Annotated in this window: 19 protein-coding genes; 8 read left to right on the forward strand and 11 right to left on the reverse strand. The window is 53.1% G+C overall.

Annotated elements, in window-relative coordinates; genetic code table 11:
* Positions 1-79: 79 nt before the first annotated feature.
* Positions 80-1,402, reverse strand: coding sequence for a DUF4382 domain-containing protein (locus M6D89_RS08530; protein WP_253967589.1), 1,323 nt, complete (start codon positions 1,400-1,402; stop codon positions 80-82).
* 256 nt (positions 1,403-1,658) lie between these two features.
* Between M6D89_RS08530 and rdgC the strand changes: the two genes are divergently transcribed.
* From rdgC to M6D89_RS08545, 3 genes are all read left to right on the forward strand, one after another.
* Positions 1,659-2,564 (forward strand): recombination-associated protein RdgC, encoded by a 906-nt coding sequence (gene rdgC, locus M6D89_RS08535; RefSeq protein ID WP_253967590.1) that lies wholly within the window; start codon positions 1,659-1,661, stop codon positions 2,562-2,564.
* 9 nt (positions 2,565-2,573) lie between these two features.
* Positions 2,574-3,134, forward strand: a complete 561-nt coding sequence (locus tag M6D89_RS08540) for a glutathione S-transferase family protein (RefSeq protein ID WP_253967591.1) — start codon at positions 2,574-2,576, stop codon at positions 3,132-3,134.
* Between the two features lie 94 nt (positions 3,135-3,228).
* Positions 3,229-4,743 carry a tryptophan halogenase family protein gene (locus M6D89_RS08545; RefSeq protein ID WP_253967592.1) on the forward strand — a complete coding sequence of 505 codons (1,515 nt, stop codon included), beginning with the start codon at positions 3,229-3,231 and terminating at the stop codon, positions 4,741-4,743.
* On the opposite strand, the gene M6D89_RS08550 is transcribed toward M6D89_RS08545, so the two are convergent.
* From M6D89_RS08550 to M6D89_RS08575, 6 genes are all read right to left on the reverse strand, one after another.
* Positions 4,740-6,248: a tryptophan halogenase family protein gene (locus M6D89_RS08550; protein ID WP_253967593.1), complete on the reverse strand. Its 1,509-nt coding sequence runs from the start codon at positions 6,246-6,248 to the stop codon at positions 4,740-4,742. The two genes, M6D89_RS08545 and M6D89_RS08550, sit on opposite strands and share 4 nt — an antisense overlap.
* A 129-nt stretch (positions 6,249-6,377) precedes the next feature.
* Positions 6,378-9,485: a TonB-dependent receptor gene (locus tag M6D89_RS08555; RefSeq protein WP_253967594.1), complete on the reverse strand. Its 3,108-nt coding sequence runs from the start codon at positions 9,483-9,485 to the stop codon at positions 6,378-6,380.
* 447 nt (positions 9,486-9,932) lie between these two features.
* A complete protein-coding gene (locus M6D89_RS08560; protein WP_253967595.1) occupies positions 9,933-12,488 on the reverse strand; it encodes a family 20 glycosylhydrolase in 2,556 nt (851 codons plus the stop codon).
* 300 nt (positions 12,489-12,788) lie between these two features.
* Positions 12,789-13,589 carry an indole-3-glycerol phosphate synthase TrpC gene (trpC, locus tag M6D89_RS08565; protein ID WP_253967596.1) on the reverse strand — a complete coding sequence of 267 codons (801 nt, stop codon included), beginning with the start codon at positions 13,587-13,589 and terminating at the stop codon, positions 12,789-12,791.
* Positions 13,590-13,609: 20 nt separating this feature from the next.
* Positions 13,610-14,638 (reverse strand): anthranilate phosphoribosyltransferase, encoded by a 1,029-nt coding sequence (gene trpD / locus M6D89_RS08570; RefSeq protein WP_253967597.1) that lies wholly within the window; start codon positions 14,636-14,638, stop codon positions 13,610-13,612.
* Position 14,639: 1 nt separating this feature from the next.
* On the reverse strand, positions 14,640-15,239 hold the full coding sequence (locus M6D89_RS08575) for an anthranilate synthase component II (protein ID WP_253967598.1): 600 nt from the start codon (positions 15,237-15,239) through the stop codon (positions 14,640-14,642).
* 152 nt (positions 15,240-15,391) lie between these two features.
* On the opposite strand from M6D89_RS08575, the gene rfbB reads away from it, so the two are divergent.
* From rfbB to M6D89_RS08600, 5 genes are read left to right on the forward strand one after another with little or no spacing between them, the layout of a single operon-like run.
* Complete coding sequence (gene rfbB, locus M6D89_RS08580; protein ID WP_253967599.1) at positions 15,392-16,459, forward strand: dTDP-glucose 4,6-dehydratase; 1,068 nt, start codon at positions 15,392-15,394, stop codon at positions 16,457-16,459.
* On the forward strand, positions 16,456-17,340 hold the full coding sequence (gene rfbA / locus M6D89_RS08585; protein ID WP_253967600.1) for a glucose-1-phosphate thymidylyltransferase RfbA: 885 nt from the start codon (positions 16,456-16,458) through the stop codon (positions 17,338-17,340). The genes rfbB and rfbA overlap by 4 nt, the downstream gene beginning before the upstream one ends.
* Positions 17,337-17,927: a dTDP-4-dehydrorhamnose 3,5-epimerase gene (gene rfbC / locus M6D89_RS08590; protein WP_253967601.1), complete on the forward strand. Its 591-nt coding sequence runs from the start codon at positions 17,337-17,339 to the stop codon at positions 17,925-17,927. The genes rfbA and rfbC overlap by 4 nt, the downstream gene beginning before the upstream one ends.
* 3 nt (positions 17,928-17,930) lie before the next feature.
* On the forward strand, positions 17,931-18,791 hold the full coding sequence (gene rfbD, locus M6D89_RS08595) for a dTDP-4-dehydrorhamnose reductase (RefSeq protein WP_253967602.1): 861 nt from the start codon (positions 17,931-17,933) through the stop codon (positions 18,789-18,791).
* 3 nt (positions 18,792-18,794) lie between these two features.
* Positions 18,795-19,544 (forward strand): glycosyltransferase, encoded by a 750-nt coding sequence (locus M6D89_RS08600; RefSeq protein WP_336297540.1) that lies wholly within the window; start codon positions 18,795-18,797, stop codon positions 19,542-19,544.
* Here the strand turns inward: M6D89_RS08600 and M6D89_RS08605 are convergent.
* The 4 genes from M6D89_RS08605 to M6D89_RS08620 are packed head-to-tail and all read right to left on the reverse strand — an operon-like array spanning position 19,495 to position 26,321.
* Entirely contained in the window at positions 19,495-20,277 is a 783-nt protein-coding gene (locus M6D89_RS08605; protein ID WP_253967604.1) for a glycosyltransferase family 2 protein, read from the reverse strand. The two genes, M6D89_RS08600 and M6D89_RS08605, sit on opposite strands and share 50 nt — an antisense overlap.
* Positions 20,278-20,287: 10 nt before the next feature.
* A complete protein-coding gene (locus M6D89_RS08610) occupies positions 20,288-24,076 on the reverse strand; it encodes a glycosyltransferase (protein ID WP_253967605.1) in 3,789 nt (1,262 codons plus the stop codon).
* Between the two features lie 11 nt (positions 24,077-24,087).
* Positions 24,088-24,981: a glycosyltransferase family 2 protein gene (locus M6D89_RS08615; protein WP_253967606.1), complete on the reverse strand. Its 894-nt coding sequence runs from the start codon at positions 24,979-24,981 to the stop codon at positions 24,088-24,090.
* Complete coding sequence (locus M6D89_RS08620; RefSeq protein WP_253967607.1) at positions 24,981-26,321, reverse strand: class I SAM-dependent methyltransferase; 1,341 nt, start codon at positions 26,319-26,321, stop codon at positions 24,981-24,983. Before M6D89_RS08620 ends, M6D89_RS08615 begins: the two co-directional genes overlap by 1 nt.
* Between the last annotated feature and the right edge of the window lie 49 nt (positions 26,322-26,370).

The raw sequence follows: 26,370 nt of genomic DNA on the forward strand, positions 1-26,370 counted from the left end.
TTCCATTAAAAAACCCGCCGGAGCGGGTTTTTATGCTTTGTCGTTGGGGCTATACGTTATTACCGTCCGGTTCAGATGACTATTCCGTCTGATCGGCCTGCTCGGTCTCATCTTGCCCATCGGTATCGTCCCGCTCCTCTCCATCGTCCGGGTTGTCTCCATCTGCCGTATCATCCATGCCGCTTTCAGGGGGCATATAGGCGACACACTCTTCCACCAAGTTAACCTCCTGAACCACCGGGTGCACCTTCACCTCAGAATCGGTCACTTCAAAGTCAATGGTTGTGGCGTCAAAGGCATATTCCCAGCGAACCACGGTTAAGGCATCTTCGCACACTTCAATCTGATCGAAGAACTTCAAACCTTCCTCTTCCAAATCGGCCGATTCAGGCAACTCAAAGCTGATGCTGCGACCTTCGGCATCGGTAGCCACAATCGGCTGGAGCATCAAGCGCACCTGATCCAGCTCACCGGCGGGCACTCTTACAGGGGGAAGCATCATGGTCTGAACCACTTCGCCCGTTTCTTCATCTTCTAACTGACGTTCCTCTTCCAGTAAATCGATGTCGTAGGCCTCGGCTAACACACTCACCTGCCCTATTCCCTGGTCATGCACACGAATATCATCGAGTGTGGTGATCAGTGAGTCGAACAACTCCGTCTCTACGGCGGGCACGACAAAGGCCAACCAGCCTGTAGGCCCGGTATAGGTTTCAACCGCTTCGGAATCACCCTCTTGTTCGTCGCCAGCCTCCGCGGGGCAATCCGACTCCACGCTGTCAATTTTAACCACCGGACGTAGCATAAATTCGTCTTTGCCCTTGTTATAGCGCAGTGACTTGAGGGCATCAAAGTCGAACACCAAATCCGTTTCGCCCCCGGCACATAAGTCAAACGGGCGGTTAACCTTCACCGACCCGCTGGGCACAAACACATCGTACTCTTCGCCCTCGCTCACAACGACACCGTCCGATACCGACAGTCGCAACTGAGTGTACTTGCCCGCCGGCAACTCCAGCTCGCCCATCAGAGTCGTAAGACCATTTTGATAATCCAGTAAATCTAGGGTGCGCGGCTCGTTCAGCACGGTGAAAGGAGCCTCTCCGGTGGTGTGAACGGTGATGTTATCAATAGTGACCACAGCCGATTCAATGGCCGGATTAGGGGCGTCGGTCAGATGGATTCGCAGCTGAGTCATATCATTGCTTATCGATTCTCCCGCCTCAGGGACCACCACAGCCTGAGTATCCGGCGCATCCACGGCAGCCGATTCGGTAACCACCGACTCATCCGGCGAACCTTCCGACCCCGCTGGAGCGGTTGTATCGCTGCTGCCGGAACCTCCGCAGGCAGTCAATACCGTGGCAGAACTTATCAGTAGCGCAAAAAGCGAACGATTCATGACTAATCTCCGTTGTTAATTATGGATAGTGCTGCAGCCTAGCTTAAGAACACCTTCTTCAATGCCCATTAGGTCGCGGAACTCACAATCACTCATGAGAACGTTATCAGAGCGTGACATTGATCACGCGACTCTCCACCAAGCGAGGCCCCTCCCTCCAAGAAACGCCTCATATTCGCTTACCCGGATGCCGCAGTGATGCAGCACCAGTGGTACACTCGCTCACCTTCGTTTCAACTCAACAGATAAGCAATCTATGTGGTATAAAAATTTACGTATTTTTCGTCTCGGCGAAGCCTTTGAACTCACCCCCGAACAACTGGCCGAGAAACTGGAGCCCGCGAGCTTTATCCCCTGCGGAAAAATGGAGGTCTCGCGCTACGGCTGGGTTTCCCCCCTAGGGCCGGAGGGCGTCAGCCTGACCCACGGCGCGGGCGGTTATATTGCCCTGTGCGCCAAAAAACAGGACAAAATCTTGCCCGCGGGAGTGATTAAGGAGCAGCTGGAAGAAAAAGTGCGGGACATACGCGCTAAAGAGCATCGCCCGGTAGGCCGCAAAGAGCGTGACACCTTAAAAGATGAAATAACCTTTTCACTGCTGCCCCAGGCCTTTACCAAATCCAGTCTGTGCCACGGTTTTATCGACACCCGCAACCACTTGTTGGTGGTAGATTGCGCCAGCGCCAACAAAGCCGAAGAGTTTACCAGCGCCCTGCGCGACGCGTTGGGCTCGCTGCAGGCCACGCCGCTTAACCCCAAACAGCCTGCCAGCAGCGTAATGACCAACTGGCTAAAAACCGGACAACCCGAAGGAGAATTTACCCTGGGGGACGAGTGCGAGCTGATTGCCAGCAAAGACGAGCGGGTGATTCGCGGTAAAAAGCTGGACTTGCTCGACGATCAGATTACCCAGCATTTGGACACTGGCATGTTTGCCAGCAAACTCGCCGTTAGCTGGAAAGAGACGGTAAACTGTGTAATTGATGACCAATTCACCTTTAAACGTGTTAAATTTTCTGACGAGCTGCTAGAGCGCGCCGGGGATCGCAACCCCGAAACCTTAGCCGAGCAGTTTGACAACGAGTTTGCCATTATGACGCTGGAGCTAAGCGCGTTTATTCAAGCCGCCCTGAACGCCTTTGGCGGCGAAGACACGGTATAGGAGTTAATCATGCAACTGTACGGAAGCTACACCTCACCCTTTGTGCGCCACTGTCGCATTGTGTTGTTAGAAACCGAACTTAAATGCGAGTTCGTAGAAACCGACGCGGCCGCCAGCGCGCAAAAATCGCCCAGCAAAAAAGTGCCCTTTTTACACGACGGCGATATTCAGCTAACCGATTCCACCTCAATCTTAAAATACCTTCGCGAAAAGTCTGGCGACACTTATTTTAGCGATATTGCCGCCTATGACGTGTTCTGCTTGGTCAATACCGCTATGGATGCGTGTGTCAACTTGTTCTTTTTGGAAAAAGAGGGGCTTACTCCAGCGCGCAGCGATTATTTAAAACGCCAACAGGCAAGAGTAGACTCTATTTTCACCGAGCTCGAACAAATACCGCTGCCTCACAATGCCCCCTACAATGATATGGAACTGCGCTTAGGCTGCTTTCTCGCGTGGGGTATTTACCGGCAGCGCTTTAGCCTGGGAGAATACCCCAAGCTTGCCCACTTTTTAGAAGCCTTAAACAACTACCAACCGTTTCGCGACACTGCACCACCGTCACTGTAGAAAGCCTTTGCGCATCGCCAAACATGTAGCGGTGCTGGACGCCTTCGGACACATTCGTTATTCTCGTTCTACATTTTTCGTGCAGGTTAATAATGTGTCCCACAGCCAAATAAAACACCTGATCATTGTCGGAGGAGGCACTGCCGGATGGATGGCGGCGGCCTCGATCAGCTGTCAACTGTCCAGCTTTAATATACAAGTTACGCTGATTGAATCAGAGGACATTGGTACCGTGGGTGTGGGGGAAGCTACGATTCCCAGCATTCGCAGCTACAACGACTCGCTGGGCATTGATGAATTGGATTTTATTAAAGCCACCCAGGCCACTTTTAAACTCGGCATAGAGTTTCGCGACTGGCGCGAAAAAGGCAGCCGTTTTTTTCACCCGTTTGCCGATTACGGAATCGATTTAAACGGCGTCGCCTTTCACCACTACCTGAGTCGAGCCCGCCAGTGCGGGCTTGAGGCCGATCCGGCAGTCTACTCCTTTGCCACTCAGCTGGCCTGGCAAAACCGGTTTGCGCAACCCCATGCCAATCCGCCTTCGCCCCTGGCCGAATACGGCTACGCCTATCACTTTGATGCTGGACGCTACGCGCAGTTTTTGCGGGCCTACGCCGAAAAACGTGGGGTTACTCGCGTAGAGGGGAAAATTGCCACCACGCAATTACACCCCTACAACGGCGACATTGACTCGGTGACCCTTGAGGACGGCAAAGTGATTGACGGCGACTTCTTTGTCGACTGCTCGGGCTTTCGCGGTTTATTGATTGAACAGGCCCTGCATACCGGCTACGACGACTGGCGCCAGTGGCTACCCTGCGACAGCGCCATTGCTGTACAGAGCGACAAAGCCGATACATTAACCCCTTACACCCGCACCACTGCCAAAGACGCGGGCTGGCAATGGCGCATCCCGTTGCAGTACCGCACCGGCAATGGTTATGTATATGCCAGTGCGTTTTGCGATCTAGACGAAGCAGAGTCGACACTGTTCGAAGGATTGGATACGGCCGCCCTGACCGAGCCGCGGCGGTTTCAATTTGTGACGGGTAAGCGTAAAAAAATCTGGCACAAAAACTGTTTCGCTCTCGGTTTGGCCTCGGGCTTTTTGGAACCCCTGGAGTCTACCAGTATTTCGCTGATCCAAACCGGCATCAGTAAACTGTTAGAGTTTTTTCCTCACAATGGTATTGTCCCCGCCGACCAGAACGAGGTAAACCGCCAGCACAGTCACGAGTTCGAACGCATTCGCGATTTTTTAATTTTGCACTACAAGGCCACGGCGCGGCGCGACACACCCTTTTGGCAGCACTGCCAGCAAATGCCCGTACCCGATTCGCTGCAGCATAAAATGGATGTTTTTCGCAGCCGAGGCAAAGTGGTCATGCTGGACCCCGAGGCCTTTGAGCGCGACAGCTGGGTCACTATGTACCTGGGGTTTCACAAATTTCCCGCCGATTACGACCGCCGCGCCGATGCATTAAGCCAAGAACAACTTATTGAGCAGCTGAAAAAAATGCGTCAGGTCGTTACCCAAGCTGCCACTCAGCCATTAAGCCATGAAGAGTTTATTGAGCGTCACTGCGCAGCCCTCGACCCTGACTAGGGTTTTTCGGCGGCGCAGTTGGCGGCAATAAATTCATCGTGGCTGGACACACCGGCCACTGCCTCGGCCACCGAGCGGCGCATGCCTGCCAGAGCTTTTTGTAAATACGCCGGGTCCAGCTGTTTCACCCGCTCATCGTATTGCTTGGGGTAAACATTAAAGCCACTGTAAATGGCCAGCCAGCTGGGTGGGCCAAAGATCTCTATAGGATAGCGGATCAAATCGCCCTTGTTTTTAAAGGCTTCTAACTTGTCCGCCAGAGTTTCGGGGATCTCCATGTCGCGGCACTTGCGCCAAAACTCTCCGTCATCTCGCTGGTTAAGCTTATAATGGAGGATAATAAAGTCCCGCACTCGCTCGTACTCCTGGGCGGTTAGGTCATTAAACTCTTGCACCAGAGCGTCGGTAAAAAAAGGGCCGCGAAACACCCGGCGGATTTTTTCAATCGCGGTTTCGACTAACGCAATACTGGTGGACTCCAGAGGTTCCAGAAAGCCTGCCGCCAAACCAACAGCCACCACATTTTTATTCCAGGCCTTTTTCCGGCGCCCTGCAACAAACTGAAAAGGTTTAGGCTGGGTGATAAGCTCGCCTTTTATATTATCAACCAAAGTCGCGGCCGCCTCGTCGTCACTGATGTAATCACTGCAATAAACGTGGCCATTGCCTTGGCGATGCTGCAGGGGGATTTTCCACTGCCAACCGGCAAGGTGGGCCTGGCTAACGGTATAGGGTGCAGCTTCTCCGTCACGAACACTCTGCACGGCGACGGCGCGGTCACATTTAAGCCACTGGCTCCAACCCTCATAGCCTGTGCGCTGGGCCTGCTCGATCAACAAACCCGAAAAACCAGAACAATCCACATATAAGTCGGCGCTTACTTGCTGACCGTTATGCAAATGCAGAGCCTTGACGCTAGCGTCGCTATTTATTTCTACGCGCTCGATTTTCTGATCGATATGAGCAACGCCATTTTCCGTGGCATAATCGCGCATTAATCGAGCAAAAAGCGCGGCATCAAAGTGCAAGGCCCAATCAAAGACCGACAACTCCGACGGAGGCTTGGGGGACGGCTCGATAAATTTATGATGTTTCGCCAGCTGCACGCCCAAAGAATAGTCCGACAGGTCTCCGGCTTCGCCCAGTTCGCGCAAGCGCATCCAATAGTGGTGAAAGTCGATGCCATTAGCCTTCTGACCGTACAAGCCAAACGGATGAATAAACCGGCTACCGGCCTTGTGCCAATCGCGAAATTCGATACCCAGCTTACAAGTCGCCTGACAAGCGCGCATCACTTCCAGATCATTCATCCCCAACTCAGCGTAAAAACGTCGCAGGGTGGGAATGGTTGCCTCGCCCACCCCCACGGTGCCAATATCAGAGGAATCGATCAGCGTAATAGCGATATCGGTTTTACTAAAGTGCTTAGCCAACCGCGCCGCGGTCATCCAACCTGCAGTGCCACCGCCGACAATGGCGAGGGATTTAACATTATTATGTGCCAAAAGCGCAGCCTCACATTACAAATTCAACTACAGCATAAATAAAAAAACCGCCGCTAAAAACCCTAAGGTTTTACGCGGCGGCCAAAAAGCTCAAGGTGCCCCATGGGGCACCGTTAAACCAACCTAACGTTAGAAGTTTACGCGAGCACCCAGTGCCCAGCGCGCTTCGTAGATATTCTGGAAGGCTTTCTGATCAGAGAACTCAACATAAGTCTGTTGATACTCTTCCAGAATGTTAGACCCGTTAACATAAACGTCAATATTGTCCGTGACATACCAGGTAACGTTCATATCCAACTGACCATAATCGTCTTGATACAACGCTTGCGCGCCAGTTGCGTCATTACCCTGCGCGATCAAGCGAGGCGAACGGAAGTTGTAAGCCAAACGTGCCGCCAGCGTATCATTCTCGAACCAGCCCACAACGTTATACGTATCTTCCGAGTTATTCACGAAAGGCAGCTCTTTGCCGTTCACGCCTGTCGCGTCTTGCGAACTATCAGAGTAGGTGTAGTTAACGTCGAAGCCGAAGTTAGACATAAAGCCGTCGGTAATATCACTGAAGGCCATTTTTGCCTGCAGCTCCACACCGCTTACGCTACCGCCCGAGCCCTGAGTGGGACCCTGGAAGGGCCAAGGACCACGATTGATACCATCGGCATCTGGCTCATCCAGGTAGGTTGTCCCCGTCTGAACAAAGCTATCGATATCGATATCAAACAAAGATGCACCCAGCATAGACGCGCTGCCCAGGTACCATTCAATCGCCAAGTCCATATTTGTGGCGCGGGTTGGATCCAGAGTCGGGTTACCGTTCAGGTCACCACCGTTAACGCGCATACAGTTACAGTCTTCGTTAAATACGCGACCTACTGATTTGGCGCCACCCCAGGTCAACAGGTCCAGAGGCTGCATAGTTTCACCGTATGACGCGCGCAAGATCAAGTTTTCGCTAAGGTCATACGCCAGGTTCAGGCTAGGCAGAACATCAGTGTAGCTACGCTCGGTAACCACATCGCCTGCGTCATAGCTAACGCCCGAATGCGGTACGGCGTCGCCAGTCACATTCTGGATAACGGTCAGATCGGTTTCGATCACTTTAACACCTAGGTTACCGTGCAGGTTACCCATCGCAAAGTTCACATTACCAAAGTAGCTGAATTCATCCAGCGCCACTTTGTACGACTGGCCGGGTTGAATGTATTTGGTCTGCTCGCCAAACGCCTTGGTTTGGAAAGCCAAGGTATCATCCAGGGCTTTCGGATCTACCGCCCATACACCGGGAATGCCTTCGACCGGACCGAAATCATCAATCCAAACGACATCACTATACTGATCGATACGAGTCGGCATCAGCAAGGTATAAGGCTCGAAACGATCTTCGTAACCGATAATGTTTTCATCCTCATCCAAGATTGGATCTTGAACGCGATTGCCGTCTTCATCCAGTACAAATTCGCCTTGCTGCAAACTCATATCACAGTCAGTGTCATTGGCAAACTGATCCACAGCTTTCCACTGTGCCATACAGCCGGTATCGGGGAAGGTGGCAAAATATGAAAACACATCGTGGTCAACCGTGCGCTCGCTTTGACGCAAACCGAAGTCAACGCTTGTTACAAACGGCGTATCATCAAACTCGTAGTTCCACTTGGTGCTGAAAGTATTGATTTCGCCTTCATCATCAGTGTTGTTTTCTGAAGACATAGCGCCCACGTGGTAGGAATCAACGCTGGCCATGTACTCGGCCACAGTCATTTGCCCCTGGCCACCGTCAACCACTTGATCAAACCCACTGAATACTGGGTGCTCACCCGAGGCATCGTATTTGATCAGGAAGTCATCGTCTTCGATGCCGCCGGGGGCATACTGAATAAAACAACCACCGTCTTCACCCACATAGGCGCCTTCGATAGCATTGGTGCCATCACAATACTTTCCGGGAACCAAGCCGCCGGGGCCGGTTACCAGAGTGCCCTGATCAATGCTCAGCATGTCACCTTCAGCATAGCCGTGACGCATGCTGGCGGTGGCTTCGGCGCGAGTCACGCGAACCTGACCGGTTAACGGGCCACCATTGTCAAAGTTTAATTCTACGCTGGCGTTCTGAGACTCCTCGGTGTTGCGGTTAACCTGCGAGAAAGACTGCAAACGGTAGGGGTTAGCGTAAAAAGAGTTAATAGTATTCCAAGACTGGGGCTCACCCTCCTCTGGAGTGCCTTCGTTGGGGATAAAAGTAAACTCATCGCCCAATAAACCAGCTTCAGTTTCGTATGCGTAACCGGTAAAAGTCTGCCAGCGGTTATTGTGAGAGAAGCCCGCACGACGGTTAAAGCGGTCCTGCTTGCTGTAGAAGTAATCCGCTACCAACTCAACACCATCGGTCAGCTGCGCCTGAAAAGACACATTGGCGCCATCGCGGTTACGCTCTTCTTCTTTGTGGAAAGCAGCGAAACCCTGAGGCACGACGTGATAGGTGTTGGGATTAACCGCTGGAGTGCTCCAGGTATGGTTGCTGTTAGTCGCACCAATACCGCCGTTTTCAGAGGTATCAAAGTAACCGTTAAAGTCGGTTGCCAAGTTTTTCTCGGTAGTAACGCCACTGACCAACACACCCCAGTTTTGCGCGTTGTAGGCAATCAAGCCATTAACGGTGGGGTCGTACTCTTCACTGATTGAGCCGTGATCCAATTCGGCGCCACCGGAGAAGGTCCAGCCTTCGTCCAGATCAAACGGACGGCGGGTTTTCAGGTCGATAACACCGGAAATACCCTGAGCGCTAACATCGGCACGGGGCGACTTATAAACTTCAGCGCCAGAGAACAGCTGCGAAGGCAAGTCACCAAAATCGGCGCTGGACGAGTCAATCGTAGTTGCACTCAAAAACACTTCGCCGTTAAGCATGGTGCCGACGTTGTCCAAACCGCGAATCTGTACCGGGCCACCCTCACCAGCCGTGCGCTCTACCTGAATACCGGGAATACGCTGCAGCGAGTCAGAAATGGTTACGTCGGGGAGCTTGCCGATATCTTCAGCAGAAATGGCGTCAACGACCGAAGTGGCGTCGCGCTTGGTGTTAATCGCATTTTGCTGCGATGCGTAAACACCTGTTACCACAACTTCTTCAAGCATTGGCTCAGACTCTTGCGCCTGTGCCGTATAAGCGGATGCTAACAGGCAGGATGAAATACTGGTTGCCAGTAAACTTCTGCGAAACTTGCCTTGGTTAGATTCCATAACTGTCTCCTCACTATCGTTGTTTTGTTGTATTGCGAAGCCTAATTGGGAGCATAAAATTATTGGCGCTAACGCCTGTCCCAGCCAGCCATTTTTTTGTTGCTTTAACCTCAAACTAGAGCCAGCAGCTTAAACGCTACTTTTGTTCTGCGAGCACCCCAGGCGACATTTTTATTGACTTAACACTGCATCCGGGCCCGCCAGTGTAGTTTTACACCCACCTGGACAACGTTGTCAACCCTGTTGGTATCGTGAAAAACACAGCCACAATCTCTCCCTAAAAACTTCAAAGAATCAGATATTACCTTTAAACATCAATACATTAGAGTGACGAACTGGTCAGAAAATGATGTTTTTAGGGACAAATAAAAAGGCAATTAATGACAACGTTGTTTAAACAATTTTAGGAAATGCGCCCTATGGCAGGCGCATTTATCGATTAATCTCTTAGGGTGCCGGCACACTCGTGGGACGACTAAACTGCTCGCCCAGCCGTGCGCGTACCCAAATGCCTTCATCCGGCTTGGAGGGCGACTTGGACACCCAGGTATCTCCGCCATCCTGGCTGTACTCGTGGCTCACCCCCGGTAGCGCATTGTTAACCCGAAGCTCATCACCTTGCCATTGCGCCCCCGGCGGCGGCAGATAAACCCCCACACCGGCGCGCTGCATACGGGGCAATTCACGATAGATGAGAGCCGCCAAGAAACTCGTGTAATCGGCGCGGCGGGCTTGACTATCGCCGGTTTCTTCCCAATCGGCTTGGTGCCAAGCGCGCTCAGCCAGCGCCAGCAAACGCGGATAAAGCATCGGCTCTAACTGATCGGCTGAGCGTATGGTTTCACTCCACACCGCGCCTTGCATACCGATAATATTCTCCGGCTTTTGCAGCGCTGGTAACGGCCTGCCCACCAGTGCCTCCAGGTTTTTAATGGCAACACCATCGCGGGTGTAGTCGGCATTGGCGTATAAGTCGTCAGGCAGATAAGAAAAAACTTTATTCAGGCTAGTGGCGCGGGCAGCCCAGTAGTAGCCGCGTTCGGCCGGGTGCACCTCGTAGGGGTGATCGAAATACAAGTGCGTGGCTGAGGTTAGCACCACTTGGTAGCCGTTATTGGCCAAACGGTAGGCCCGGTCGGCAACGCCCCACTCCCAGATATTATCCCAGGCGTTGGCAATGACCTTGTCATTCACAAACTGCTCGCGATTAAAGGTGTTGGTGCGGTCGTACATCAGGCCGTCTTCCCACCCCATTAAGTCCATACCGCGCTGCTCGGCCAGCTGAGATACGCGACTGACAAAATAAGGCTTTAAGTCCGCGGGCCCGGCCACCCCCAGTTGCTGCGTAAACAGCTGTTCACATACGGGCGAGCGGGTCCATGAGCCTTTCCCTACTTCGTCACCGCCCATATGAAAAGTGTCCAGCTTTAGCCCCGCCTCGCGGTACATTTGCTGCAGCTCGTACATGACCTTATCGATAAAGGCGTAGGTGGATTCTAAACAGACATTCACCGAGTTATCGGTATAGTTTTGCACGGTTAAGTACTCGGATTGATCTTCCGGGTCCGACAGCAAATACTGGCGCGCGGCCTGTTCCTTGCCGGCCTCCAGCAGCTGCTGGTAACGCGCCTCCATGGATTTAATCGCGGCGCGGGCGTGCCCCGGCATATCGATTTCGGGGATCACCTCGATGTGGCGCGCCGCCGCATAGCGCAAAATCTCGATAAAGTCCGCGCGCTTGTAATATCCATTACCCGAACCCGAGGTATGGGGGCCGGTACCCAGCTGGGTAAGCAGGCAGCGCTGTTCACTTAAATCAAAGCAACGCTGCGCGCCGATATCGGTCAGCTGGGGCAAACCCGGTATCTGCAGGCGCCAGCCTTCATCTTCGGTTAAATGCAGGTGCAGCTTATTCAGCTTGTAACGCCCCATTTGCTCAATCAGACGCAAGGTAACCGCTTTGCCGTGAAAGTTGCGCCCCATGTCGTAGTGCATTCCGCGCCAGGCGGTTCGCGGGCTGTCACTGATAAGCGTATTATCCACCCGCACGTCGCCGTCGTCGCGGTACATCAACGCCAGTAAGCTCTGCGCACCGTAAAAGGCACCCGCGGCATCCCGACCGGCAATCACAATGTGCTCGTCGTCTACCTGCAAGTGGTAAGACTCGGGAGCCACGGGAAGCGAAGAATTTTTATCAGCTTGGGTCGCGACACGCAGGTAAATCGTCGGCCCCTCGGCCGCCAGATGATCGGCCGCCATGGGCAATGAGAACCCAAAGTGCGCCTGCAGTCGCTGGTTAAAATATTCGGCCTCGGACTTTAATCCACCCGCGTAACGCAGCTGCCAGGCACTAGACAGCTCTGCGCTGCCGCGGCGGGTTTTGACCGATTGCGGGGCGGGGATAATACGGTTTTTTGCTGCCTCTGGGTCTAATTCAGGCAAATCGGCATTGGCCTGAAACCGGCTTTGCGCCGAGGCAATGGCAAACTGATCGCGCGCACTGCGTTTTTGCTGTGGGGCGGTGGCGATGGGCTCGACAAACGCCTGGATATTTTCGGTATCGGTGTTGGTAAAGACCTCGGGCTTTAAACCTTCCATCACCAAAAAGGCCCGTGGCATAAAATCGGTATAACTCACCATATGGGCGGCGGCGAGATAGTCCACTTCCAGCGCTTCACCCGCTCCCAACCCATCAAAAGATGGCCCAGGTAGAAGTCGGTGCAAATCGCCCTGAACATGCTCTATCGTCACGTTCTGCCCGGCGACGGCTTCCAACTTTCGCACCGAGTGAAAGTACACCGCCCAATCGCTGGCGGGCAGTGCCAGCTGGCTATGGTTATGCAAAGTAAGACGCATATGCTTACCCCGCTCGTCTACATTGGAGACTACCGCAAACCGGACACTGGTAGCCTGGGTAAAATCGGCCAGCTGGGCCTGCGTCCAATCCACCGCCTGAGCGACTAACGCCCCGCACAACAGTAAAGAAGCCATTAGATAACGCATACACAATTCCTCTGCGGCCAAACCATCACCGCGCTGTTTTTATTGAAATGACAACGTTGTCCACTCTAGCAGAATTAAAGTAAAAGACCAGCCCCGAACTCAGAGCATGACAGATCGACACTCAATGGCGTATGTGTCCGGCCAGAGGCAAGAATTGAGTAAATCCGAGGCGGAAATGGAGTGGCGGGCACGCGGGTTCAGAACCTTCTCCGGTCAAGCCCCGGAGAAGGCACACCGGCAAGACGGTGAAACACATGTCGTTGCTAGCAAGGCCGAAGCCGAAAGATCGCACTGAGGCGATTAAACCTGAAAAAACTTCGCCAGAGCTTTACCGGGGTCTTGCTGGCGCATAAAAGCCTCGCCCACCAAAAAGGCATTCACGTTTTGAGCACGCATGGCCTGTACATCCGCTGGGGCTAAAATGCCGCTTTCAGTCACCACCAAGCGATCGTCGCCGATGTGCTCCAGCAAGTCGTAGGTGGTGTTAAGGGTTACCTCAAAGGTGTGCAGGTTGCGGTTGTTAATGCCAATTAAACGGTTGGGCAGCGCCAATGCCTGATCCAGCTCGGCGCGATCGTGCACCTCGACCAATACATCCAACCCTAAATCCAGGGCAAACTGGTTTAGCTCGCGTAGCCGGGCTTCAGACAGCGCCGCGACAATTAACAGCACGCAATCAGCGCCCATGGCGCGAGCCTCCAGCAGCTGGTATTCATCCACCAGAAAGTCTTTGCGAATGACCGGCAAAGATACCGCCGCGCGGGCTTGCTGCAGATAGGCATCGGCGCCCTGGAAGAAATCCACATCGGTCAGCACCGACAAACAGGCCGCGCCCCCGGCCTCGTAACTTTGCGCCAGCTCGGCGGGCACAAAGTCTTCGCGAATCACACCTTTGCTGGGCGAAGCTTTCTTAATTTCGGCGATTACGCCGGACTGACCAGCATTAATTTTATCTTCCAGTGCTTTGACAAACCCGCGGGTCGGCCCCTGCTCCGAGGCACTTTTCTCTAAACTCGCGGTACCAAGCTGCGCCTTGCGCTCGGCAATTTCTTCCCATTTGCGGGCAATAATCTTCTTTAAAATGGTCGGCGTATCGGTCACGGTTACAAATCCTGATTACATTAAAAGCACTGGGTAAAGGCTACCAGCTCTTGCAGCTTTTCTCCGGCAAGGCCCGAGCCTATGGCGTCCTGCGCCATAGCCACACCCTCGGCCAGGGTATCGGCCACACCACTCACATAAATAGCCGCGCCCGCATTTAAGGCGATAATATCGCCAGCTTTTGCGCCGGTTTCATTGGGCTTGCGCCCCAGGGCGCTGCGGATAATATCCAGCGATTGTTCGGCGCTCTCGACCCCCAAGCCAATCAGGCTTTGGCTGGCAATGCCAAAGTCCTCGGGCTTAATTTGGTATTCGGTTACCTTGCCTGCCTTAAGTTCAGCGACATGGGTTTCCCGGGCCAGTGAAATTTCATCCAGGCCGTCGGCGGCATGCACCACCATGACATGCTCGCTGCCCAGACGGCCCAACACCTCGGCCATGGGGGCGCAGAGCTTATCGCTAAACACACCAATGACCTGACGCTTCACCCCAGCGGGGTTGGTCATGGGCCCCAGCATGTTAAAGATTGTACGCAGCCCCAGCTCTTTGCGCGGGCCAATAGCGTGCTTCATGGCGCTGTGATGGGCGGGGGCAAACATAAAACCCACCCCTAACTCTTGTACGCAGCGGGCCACTTGCTCGGCCGACAAATTTAAATTCACCCCGGCGCTTTCCAGCACATCGGCGCTGCCGGTAGAGCTGGAAACCGAGCGATTGCCGTGCTTGGCCACACTGGCCCCGGCCGCCGCCACCACAAAGGCGCTGGCGGTGGAAACATTAAACAGATTGGCGCCATCGCCCCCGGTGCCGCAGGTATCCACCAAGTGCTCCGCCTGAATCTCTACCCCGGTGGCCAGTTCGCGCATCACCGTGGCCGCGCCGGTAATTTCATCCAGGGTCTCGCCCTTCATGCGCAAGCCCATCAGCAAGGCGCCAATTTGCGCTTCGGTGGCTTCGCCGGTCATCACCTGGCGCATCACCTGAATCATGTCATCGGTGTTTAGGTCTATCTGCTCGACGATTTGCGCGAGCGCCTGCTTAATATCCACATTATTCCCCTCTGTTTGATGCTTGCCCCGAATGTAAAAAGTTGCGCAGCAGTGCGTGGCCCTGAGCGGTTTTAACGGACTCGGGATGAAACTGCACCCCTTCCAGCGCCCACGAGCGGTGCCGAATGCCCATAATCTCGGGCGTTCCACTGGGGGCGTTCGCCGTCGCGGTTATCTCAAAGGCATTGGGCAGCGACTCGGGTTGCACCACCAACGAATGATAGCGGATGACCTCAAGCGGTTGACTCAGGCCCACGAACACCCCGGCTCCAGAGTGAGAAACGGCGCACGCCTTGCCATGCATCACGCGCTCGGCCTTTACCACCCGGGCACCAAAAGCCTCGGCAATGCTCTGGTGGCCCAAACACACCCCCAAAAGCGGAATTTTACCAGAAAACCGCCGAATAACCTCGAGGGAGATGCCCGCATCCACGGGTTTTCCAGGCCCCGGGGATATCACCAGATACTGTGGCGCCCAATCGGCAATCTGCTGAAGGGTAATGGCATCATTGCGATGCACCGATACCGGAACCCCTAACGCCTCAAAGTAGTGAACCAAGTTGTAGGTAAAGGAGTCGTAATTGTCGATCATCAAGAGCATGACGAGGCCACTGCGGTTGGGATCAGCGAATGCTAGGCGCTCGGGCGGGCAAATTCAATAGAAGGTGATGCCCTTACAGTCTATTACTACTTTCACCCCGCCCGTTCGGGTATCATGGCGGGCTAATTTACGACAGGAAACATGCGCGCAAAATGAAGATATTGGTTACCGGCGGAGCAGGCTTTATCGGGTCTGCGGTTATAAGGCACTTGATTGAGAATACGCCCCACCAGGTGGTTAACCTGGACAAGCTGACCTATGCGGGCAACCTGGCATCAATCGCCGATGCCGCCCTAAGCGAGCGCTATACATTCGAGCAAGTGGATATTTGCGATAGCGAGGCCATCGCGGCCGTGTTTACCCAACACCAGCCCGACTCCATTATGCACCTGGCGGCCGAAAGCCATGTGGATCGCTCCATCAATAGCGCAGGCGAGTTTATCCACACCAATATGGTCGGCACCTACACTCTGCTGGAACAAGCGCGACGCTACTACACCAGCTTAAATACTGAGCGCCAGGCGGTGTTTCGTTTTCATCACATCTCTACCGATGAAGTCTATGGTGACCTTGAGGGCACCGACGACCTGTTTACCGAACAGACAGCCTATGCGCCCAGCTCGCCCTATTCGGCGAGTAAAGCCAGCTCGGATCATTTAGTGCGCGCCTGGCAGCGTACCTACGGCCTGCCCACGCTGGTGACTAACTGCTCCAACAACTACGGCCCCTACCACTTTCCGGAAAAACTGATTCCCCACATGATTCTCAACGCCCTGGCGGGCAAGCCCTTACCCGTTTATGGCGACGGCCACCAAGTACGCGATTGGCTGTATGTAGAAGACCACGCTCGGGCACTGGTGAAAGTCTTGCTGGAGGGTGAGATCGGCGAAACCTATAATATTGGCGGCCATAACGAAAAACGCAATATTGAGGTGGTGAACCTGGTCTGTGAATTATTGGAAGAATTGGCCGGGGAACAAAAACCCCAGGGCGTTAACCAATACCGCGACCTGATTACCTTTGTAAAAGACCGCCCGGGGCACGATTTACGCTACGCCATTGATGCCAGCAAAATCGAACGCGAACTGGGCTGGGCGCCCGCCGAGACTTTTGAAACCGGGATGCGTAAAACCGTGACCTGGTACTTGGACAATAAAACCTGGTGGGAAAGCGTATTAAACGGCTCCTACCAACTGGAACGTATAGGATTAAATCCATGAAAGGCATTGTATTGGCCGGCGGCAGTGGCACCCGCCTGTACCCCATCACCCAGGGTGTTTCCAAGCAGCTGATTCCGGTGTACGACAAACCGATGATTTACTATCCGCTGTCTATTTTAATGCTGGCGGGTATTCGCGATATTTTGATTATTACCACCCCCGAGGATCAATCCAGCTTTAAGCGATTGCTCGGCGATGGCTCGCACCTGGGCGTGAACTTTGAATATATTGTTCAACCCAGCCCCGACGGTTTGGCACAGGCGTTTATTCTGGGGGAAGAATTTATCGGCGATGATTCGGTGTGCCTGGTACTGGGCGATAACATTTATTACGGCCACCACCTTAGTGAAACCCTGCAAAGCGCCGCGGCCAATGCTGACAATAATCAGGCCACGGTCTTTGGCTACCATGTGAATGACCCCGAGCGGTATGGCGTGGTGGAGTTTGATAAACAGGGCAACGCCATCAGCATTGAAGAAAAGCCCGAGCAGGCAAAATCCAATTACGCCGTCACCGGGCTCTATTTTTATCCCAATGATGTCATCGCCAAAGCCAAAGCGGTAACCCCCTCCAAACGCGGTGAACTGGAAATCACCAGTGTCAACCAAATGTATTTGGACGAGAACCGTTTAAAAGTGGAGTTAATGGGGCGCGGCTACGCCTGGCTGGACACGGGAACCCACGAAAGCTTACTGGAAGCGGCGCAATTTATTGAAACCATTGAGAAACGTCAGGGCTTAAAAGTCGCGTGTATTGAAGAAATCGCCTACGAGTTGGGCTACATCAGCCGCGACCAACTCTTGCAACTGGCTACACCTTTGGCCAAAAACCAATACGGCCAGTACTTAATCCAGCGCGCCAACGAGGAGCAACAACTGTGAAGATTACCCCGCAGGCAATCCCCGAGGTCCTGCTGATTGAGCCCAAGGTGTTCGGCGATGAACGCGGCTATTTTTTTGAATCTTTCCGTCAGGATATTTTTGAGCAGGCCACCGGCTACCCGGTTAATTTTATCCAGGACAACGAATCGTTTTCCGCCCGCGGCGTACTGCGCGGATTGCATTACCAACAAGCGCCCTATGCCCAAAGCAAACTGGTACGAGTCATAGCCGGTGAAGTGATTGACGTAGCGGTAGACATCCGTGTGGGCAGTCCCACCTTTGGCCAGCATGTAACGGCCAGATTAAGCGGCGAAAATAAACACCAGCTATTTGTGCCGCGCGGCTTTGCCCACGGATTTGCGGTATTAAGCGAAACCGCGATCTTTGCCTACAAGGTGGATAACCTATACGCTCCCGAGCACGACAGCGGAATCCATTTTGCTGACCCACGTATCGACATCAACTGGAATCTTGAGAGCGACGAGATTCAAACCTCGGAGAAAGACCGGGTACTGCCCAGCCTGGAGCAAAAGCTGGCCAGTGCGCCGCAAACGCTGTTTAACTACCGCGACAATTTGTACGAGTAACTTATGCGAACTTTGGTGATTGGCGCTAACGGGCAATTGGGCCTGGAATTAGCCTACCTAATCGGCACGGGCAACTCAGACTGGACCTTTTGGCGACGCGAGCAACTGGATTTAACCCAGACAGACGCTATTGCCAATGCCATAACAGAACACCGGCCCGAACTTATCATCAACTGCAGCGCCTACACCGCCGTAGACAAAGCCGAAAGCGAATCCGAGCAGGCAGATACCATTAATCATTTGGCGGTTGCGCAAATGGCCCAAGCCGCCAAGGCTTTGGATGCAACGCTGATACACGTATCGACCGATTATGTGTTCGACGGCACACATTACAAACCTTATACACCCGACCATCCCACCAACCCTCAGGGCCAATACGGCGCCAGCAAGCTCGCGGGTGAGCAAGCCTTTATCGCCAGCGGCGCACGGGGCATTATTATTCGTACCAGCTGGGTGTATAGCGCCTTTGGCAATAACTTTGTTGGTACCATGCTGCGCCTCGGGCGCGAGCGGAATTCACTGAATGTGGTCGCCGATCAAGTAGGCAGCCCCACCTGGGCGCGCGATTTGGCCCGTGCGGTTTTGCACGTTCGCCAACACCCCACGATTACCGAAAAACGCGGCGCAATCTATCACTACAGCAATGCCGGTGTATGCAGCTGGTACGATTTTGCCACCAGTATTATGGATATTGCTGGGCTTGATTGCGCCGTCAGCCCCATTCCATCAGAGGCCTACCCCACCCCGACCCAGCGCCCCCATTTCAGTGTTTTGGACAGTCGCGCGATCGTAGAGGATTTTGACGTAACACAACCCCACTGGCTGGCGTCGTTCAAGCTGGCCTTACCCGAGTTTGCGCGTTAACCGATGATCAGTGTCTGCATGGCAAGCTGCGATGGCGAGCGGTTTATTGCCGAGCAAATCGATTCCATATTATCGCAGCTGAGCACGCGCGATGAACTGATTATCGTAGATGACTGTTCGCAAGACCAAACGCTAAAAGTGATTAACAGTTTCAACCGCGACCCGCGCCTTAGGCTGCAACAAACCCCGCAACGTACAGGCCATGTGGATAGCTTTGCGCAAGCCATCAGCCTGGCACAGGGCGAGTTTATTTTTTTAGCAGATCAAGACGATGTTTGGCCCGAGGGCCGACTCGAGCGAATGGTTAAGGCCTTTACTGAGCCTGATGTTAATGTCGTAGCAGGCAACTTTTCGATGATTGATGAAAACCGACGCCCGCTAGGACCACCGCAGGTTCGGCTGCTCGCGCGCTACAATGTTGCCCCCTGGCGCAATATACTGGGAATTTTGCTAGGTCGTCGGGCCTACTACGGCTGCTGCATGGCCTTTAGGCGGCCTCTTTGCCGTGAGCTTTTACCCATCCCCCGGTCTATTGAATCTCACGATTTATGGATCGCCATGGTGGGCAATAGGCAAAACTCGGTAAAACACCTGGAAGAGTCTGTACTGCTTAAGCGCGAGCATGAAACCAATGTCTCAAGCCCAATCAGACGCCCGTGGCCGGTGATTATTCGCTCGCGACTGGGAATGCTAAAAGCGCTGCTTACGGCTTTACAACGCGCCAGGAAGCCAGCAACAAATAACGCAGGGTAAAGTACAACGAAGAGCCAAAAGAAAACTGCTCTTGCTCACGGTAGATGCGCCAAAAGAAAGGAATCACTTTAAGCTTATTGGCCGACAGTGAATTTTTGTGCATGCGATAGCTCACCAGCACTTTGGGCATGACGGCGGCGCGGGCCCCGGCACGAATCAAGCCCAGCCAATAGGCGTAGTCCTCGTGACCCATTGATGGAAAGCGCTGCTCTTGGGCCCAGCGAGCCCTCATCAGTACACTGGAGCACACCAACGTATTATGAATCAATAGTGACTCAAAGGTTACTCGCGAAGTCGGTCTTCGGTAACCGGTTTGTTCGCCATCTGCGTTAATCACCTTCACCCAGGTGCCACATAAATCCAGCTGTTGCTCAATTAAATATGCCAGCTGATGCTCCAGCTTGTTAGGGGACCAGACGTCATCGGCATCCAAAAACGCAATAAACTCACCCCGTGCGCTGTCTAACCCCAAATTGCGGGGCGCGGCCGGGTTGCCGGTATGATCAGTCGTTGACAATAACCTTATGCGCGCATCAGACTGGGCGTACTCACGGGCTAACTCTCGGGTGCGGTCGCTGGAGCCGTCATCGACGATGAAAAGCTCCCAACGTACGAAGGTTTGCTGTCGTACAGAATCCACCGCCTCGCCCAGAGTATTGCGACTGTTATAGGCCGGCATAATCACGCTGATCAGAGGTGTTTCCTCTTGCTGTCGCGCTGTCTCTGCCGACACGCCAGTGCTCCTAGTCCGATAAGATTCGTTGAATTGCCGGTCGGGCTGCCTCGGGAGAAAAGTGAGCCTCCAGATTGGCGACTCCGCCAGCGGAAATCACGCGCCATAGTGTAGCATTTTTATAAACTTTCGCGATAGCAAGGGCGAATTCCTCGCCATTTTCTGCTATCAAACAGTCTTTACCGTCTTCGGCATGCATACCCTCTACGGCACAGGTTGTGGCAACGACGGGAATAGCATAGTTCATTGCCTCATTGACCTTGCCTTTCACCCCTGCTCCGTAGCGTAGCGGTGCAATCGACACTCTCGCCCGGGTTAATTCGGGCTCAATGTCTTCCACAAACCCCAAAACCCGTAGCGATGGATGCGCCTCTAAGGCTTTAATAGAATCGGGCATATGGCTGCCGATAATCGTGGTTTGCACACCGGGCAGTAGCGTTTCCAAATGAGGTAACACTTCGGTGCTGTACCACTGCATCGCATCAATATTGGGGGGGTGGCGGAAACCGCCTACAAATAAAATGCCCTCGCGCTCGGTGTAGTCGGGGCGCGGCGGCTTGATTGAATGAATATTAGAGACAATTTCAACCCGTGCGTCCGGGGCAATCTCAGCCAATAGCTGTTTTTCAAACTCGGACACCACTAAAGTAATGTCACTGTCGCGAATTAAACCAAGCTCTTTACGCTTGGTCTGGGTCGCCTGCGCAAGCAACGCCTTATCTTGGTTGAGCGTACCTTCGCGCTCTTCACGCACAAAGTGTAAATCCACTGTGTCAAAAATCAGCTTAGCCTGGGGCGCAACCGTGCGCACTAAAGACGCATACTGCGAGGCGATATAATGCCGACTGATAAACACCGCGTCTAAATCAGCGCCGCGCTGACGCAACACCCGCCGCACTGAACCGGCCCAGTCGCCAAACAGGACCTCCACCCCCAGCGCATTCAATTGGCGTACAACTTTTTCGCGGTATTCCAGATTATCGGCAATAAACGTTACATGGTAGCCCTCACCGCACAATATTTGCAGCAGGTTCAGCATACGAATAGAACCAGAGTCCTGATCGGGAGTAATCATGCAGGCCTCTATCACCAGCACATTGCCCTTACAGTAGCGGCGACTCTGATTCTCTGGATCTACGGCATTGTCGTTGTGCGTATCCAGTACACTTTGCCAGCGCTGATAGAATTTTTTACCGTTACTCACCTGATAGGCTTTTACCCCACTGGACTCATCGGTACCGTGACTAACGCCTTCTAAGTGAAACACCTCGGCTGCTGGCTGATAAAGCACCCGCAGGCCCTGTTGGCGAATCTTAAACGCCAAGTCAGTGTCTTCGTAGTAGGCGGGTTTGTAATACTCATCAAAGCCCCCCAGCTGAGTAAATAAATTGCGTTTTAGCGCGAGCACCGCCCCCGAGCAGTAGTCCACCTCACGCACATAGTTAAAGCGCGGGTCATCGGCGCGCTGATTTCGGCCCCAGTTCCAGCCGCTACCATCACGCCAGATAATACCTCCCGCCTCTTGCAGGCTGCCATCGGCGTTCAACAGCTTTGCCCCCACCATGCCGACATTCCCATGCTGGTCGAAGGTATTGACCAAGGCATCCAGAGCACCCGTCGTCAAAAGCGTATCGTTATTCAACAACACCAGATACTCACCGCGCGCGGCCTGGGCGCCCATATTGCTGTTGCCCACAAAACCTTGATTTTGCTCGGCACGTACAATACGCACTCCCTCCACCATTGCGAGGGCCTTGGCAGCAGGCTCGGGGGAACAATCGTCCGCGAGAATTACCTCAAAGGTCTGCGTCGGAGGGTTTTCAGCAATACTTTTCAAACACTGATAAGTCGTCTGGTGTTGTCCATAAACGGGAATAACAACTGATACCACGGGCTGCTGCGAGGTCGCCAGCGTCAGAGATGGCAACTCGCCCAAGGGCTCCAACGCCTTCTGTACGGCCTGCACCCGCTCCTCGGCCTCTTGGTTTAGCTGCCCCAAGCCTTGCTGTTGAGTTAATTGCTCGCGGGCCTGATAGCCCAACATGCCCGCGATGTCGCGCCACTGCCCCCTCCGCAACATGGAGAACAAACGCTGATAGGATGCTGGGCGGAATAAGTGACGCAGCACCACCTTTAACACGATTAACGCCTTTTTAAGCCCGCGCTTTAGCACGCGTAAAGGTCGGGTAACCTTCCAGGAAAAACTGTTAAGCAGCGCGTCTCGCTCACCAATAGCGTTCTGAATATCGGCGCGAGCGCGACTTAGCTGTGCTTCTAAATGGTCAATATAGCCCTGAGCCTGACGCCCCTGCTCCTGAAAATGCTCGATACTATCTTTGGCTTGCTCCAGGTTATCCCGATACAAGGCGAGTGATTCATCGGCCGCATTTTTTTCCACCTGAAAGCGGTGATCCAAAGCTTTATAGTCTTCTTGGGCGTCCAACAAATCCACTTTCAAACGATCCAGCTCTGCCAAAGACGCCCGAAATTGCTGCATCCCCGCCACTTCTTCTTCGCTATCGGGAACCACCTGTAATCTTCGAGCAACTTCTTGTAGCACGCCAAAATGGTGGGTCTGTAAACCAAAATGCAAGAGCGATTTTATGGGCTTGTCTGGCGCCGGCGCCGGCGCGGGGAAGGTTTGCAAAAGCTCGATAAGCGCTAAGACATCGGTTAAAGGGGTTACCTGATCGTTTTGGATAGGCTTTAAGTACCACTTGCCATAGGCGTCAACGGTATCGATAAAATCTTCAGGCTCTTCAGACCGGTAACCCACCGATTGCTTTAATACAGCCAACCACTCATCCGCAGGGGCTGTTGGGGGCAGCAGATGATGGGCCGGATAGTAGCGCAAACGCTCTCCGAGAGCACCAATATTCGCGCTGACAATGGGTGCACCAGATGCCATGGCCTGGCTTAATGTAAAGCTATAGGTTTCAGGCACTTGGGCCGGAAACCAGATAGTATCGGCTTTTTCCAATGCCAATAATTCTGATAACTTTTCGGCTTGGTAGTTGCCCCGAATAATCACCGGGGCCTGCGTAGGCTCGGTGGGATAACCCAGTAACACTATATGCAACCAGGGCGCCTGCTTTTGCGCCAACAGGGCCAACTGCTCAACCAGCTCTAACCCCTTCTCTGCAGATAGCGCCCCTAGCACCACCACCTTATAAGTACGCGGTGCACAAGTCACCCGTTCAGGGTGCGCTTGGATAACGGTATGCGCTTGTGGGTAAGCGTCTTTTAGACTAGATTCTAAAAAAGCCGAAGGCAAGATAACCCGCTCTGCAGCATCGACCAAGGGCCTTATAATAGCTTGACGCTCAGCGTCGTTTTGCGGCCAGCTGGGGTCATTACAATAAGGGCCGGTTTCAGCCTGATGATAAAAGCGCGATGTTAAATAAGCGTCGTGAACTGTGATATCCAAGGGACACCCCAGCCTCTGGATTAACGCAAGAATATCCACCGACCAGCCATGTAAATGATGGAGGTGAACACGACATATGGGCAAAGCCGTGAGCCACAGATGCCAGGCATTTAATGTTTTAGCACCGAAACCCGCCGTGTGAATAAGAGCAGGCGTGGCATTTGCTGGGTATAAAGCCACATCCACCCGGCCTTCGCCCAAACCATGTAGCACCACCACATTTAGCCCTGCTAGAGCAATCAACTGCTGAACGTGTTGCTCAACACCGCCCCCCCAGCCGTGGGTGACAAACAAGACGGTTGCCGCCTCCGAACGGAGTATTGAGTCTAAAGCCTGCGCGGCCTGGGCGGGAATATCGGTGGTTGTGTCCATTAATAGCCAAATTAGTTACTGCGCGAGCGGTACTCTTGCGCGCGCAGCGCCCAAAGCGCTGCGGCCGCCTCACCGCCCCGACGATAAATTTCGGCATCTATTCTATCGCGAAAAGGGCGAATGGGGTCTTGCTGAATAAACTTTTTAACATCATCAAAATAACCGGGGTAGCGCTCGGCAATAACCTTTTCTGCATTAGCAACCAAAGCCTGCTTCTGGTCACTAAAACTAACGCCACCCTCGTGATACACAAAACAATCAGGAGCCAGAAGGTGCTTCCACCCGTTCGCACTGGCCCTTAAGCAAAAGTCGTTTTCTTCGCCATAGCCTTTACCAAAGGCCTCTTCGTCAAAGTAACCGACATCATCAAGACAATCGCGGCGGATGTACATACAAAAACCTACGCCGGTGGGAAGCTCTGGGCAATCTCCACTGGCCACTTCAGCACAAATACCCTGCATAGACATGACACTCAAACCGGGCAACAATGCATTATCGCCTTTGCTTAGCGGGTAGGAGCATACAGTAGCGTTATTAGAAAACGGGGTTACAGTTCCCACCTGGGGACTGCGGTACGCTGCCTGCCTTAATGCGCTAAGCCAACCTGCACTCACAATAGTATCGCTGTTCAACAGCACGACGTCCTTTGCGCCAGCCAACTGCATCCCTTTATTCACGGACCCTACAAAACCAAGATTACGATCATTCTCACTCAGGATAATCAAATCATGAGAAGCCAATTGGCGACAATAATCTCGAACAGATGAATTGGGTGAACTATCGTTTATCAGAACAATATTCGCTCCCACCAATCCATTTAAAAGCACCGACTCAAGACACTTTTTTGTTTGCTTCAGCCCTTGATAAACCGGTACGATAATGGAAATCTCTCGCTCACTTGCCATCAGAGCTTCCTAAGCTTCAAAGTGGCATTATCATCCCAAGCCCATGTTTTATTAACATTCCACAGCTGTTCCGTTCTTTCAACCAACTGTGTATTTAATATTCTTTGCTCCAACAAGGCTCTTTGTAGCTCACTGACATGCTCAGTTGTCGCAACCCCCAGAGTAGCCAAGGCTTTTTGCCACCAGGATAGCTTAAACTCGACCGCAACACTCTGCGCGTCAATTGAAGGCGGGGAAATTGGAAAAGGATAAACATCATGCGGCTTATCGTCGTAACTGGACCACTCTACGCTCAACCCCTGCGCTCGAGCCATGTTCGCTATAAGCTCCGGGTGATAAAAACGGACATGCTCCGGGTCACGCCAAAAACCCAACAACTGCGATCGGATTGATTCTGGATCGGGAAACGTAAAAACAGCAACGCCACCAGACATCAACAACCGTGATACGCCAGCCAAAAGCTTTTCTACCTGCTCTATCGGTAAATGCTCGACAAAATGGGAGCAATAAACTCCGTCAAAATTACCGGCATATTGTTCAACCAGCTCAACAGCATCAACCTGATGAAACTTCAGGCCGAGAGCCTCTCCATATTTCACCAAACCGGCATTGCGCTCGACACCAACGGCGGGAATATTTTGAGCGCGCAAAACATCCAAAAAAATCCCCACTCCCGCACCTAAATCCAACACATTAGTACAGCCAGAAAAGTGCTTGGCATCAACACTTTGCATCTGCCATAAAAGTGGATGATCCCGTAGAACCATCTCGTAAACCGTGTAATCAAAGGCCCCGCCGGCTTTAACCGGCGAACTAGAGGCTTCTACAGCCTCATAAAATTCGGCTTGCGATGAATATAGCTTTGTAGAGGGAATTTCTAGGAGAGACGACAGTTCTTGTAGCCGCTGCGTTGGGGACTTACACAAAACGCCTTCACAGGCCCCAAAGCACGCTCGAGCCCAACTCAATTCATTACCCGTAAGGCTGAGGAGTTGAGAAACACATTCATCGCTTAGATCAAACCAAGCCGACACATTCAATAGCGCCGCCACCCTAGGTAAGTCTAGGGTGGCGCCAGAGACTTCATGTACTACCAACGCTTTGAACGCGTTGGAAACCAGTTTTTGTGCAACAGGGTAGTTTAACGCCTGGACAGAAAAGCTGCTTTGAATCAACCGACAACCTTCCTTGACAAAATAACCCTGCCCCTCGCTGAAAGACCAAGCACAAAACGCCGATGGACTCGGATCAGACGAGTACTGAAAATACATTCTCGTGTCAAGACTAGAAAAAGCCTGATGAATCAAAGGCCGCACATGCAAAACTGTCTCTGTAGGCATTTCTACGACCTCGCCACAACTCCAAGCAACTAAACTACAACACAGAATC

The sequence above is a fragment of the Gilvimarinus xylanilyticus genome (assembly GCF_024195295.1).
GTDB classification, from domain to species: domain Bacteria; phylum Pseudomonadota; class Gammaproteobacteria; order Pseudomonadales; family Cellvibrionaceae; genus Gilvimarinus; species Gilvimarinus xylanilyticus.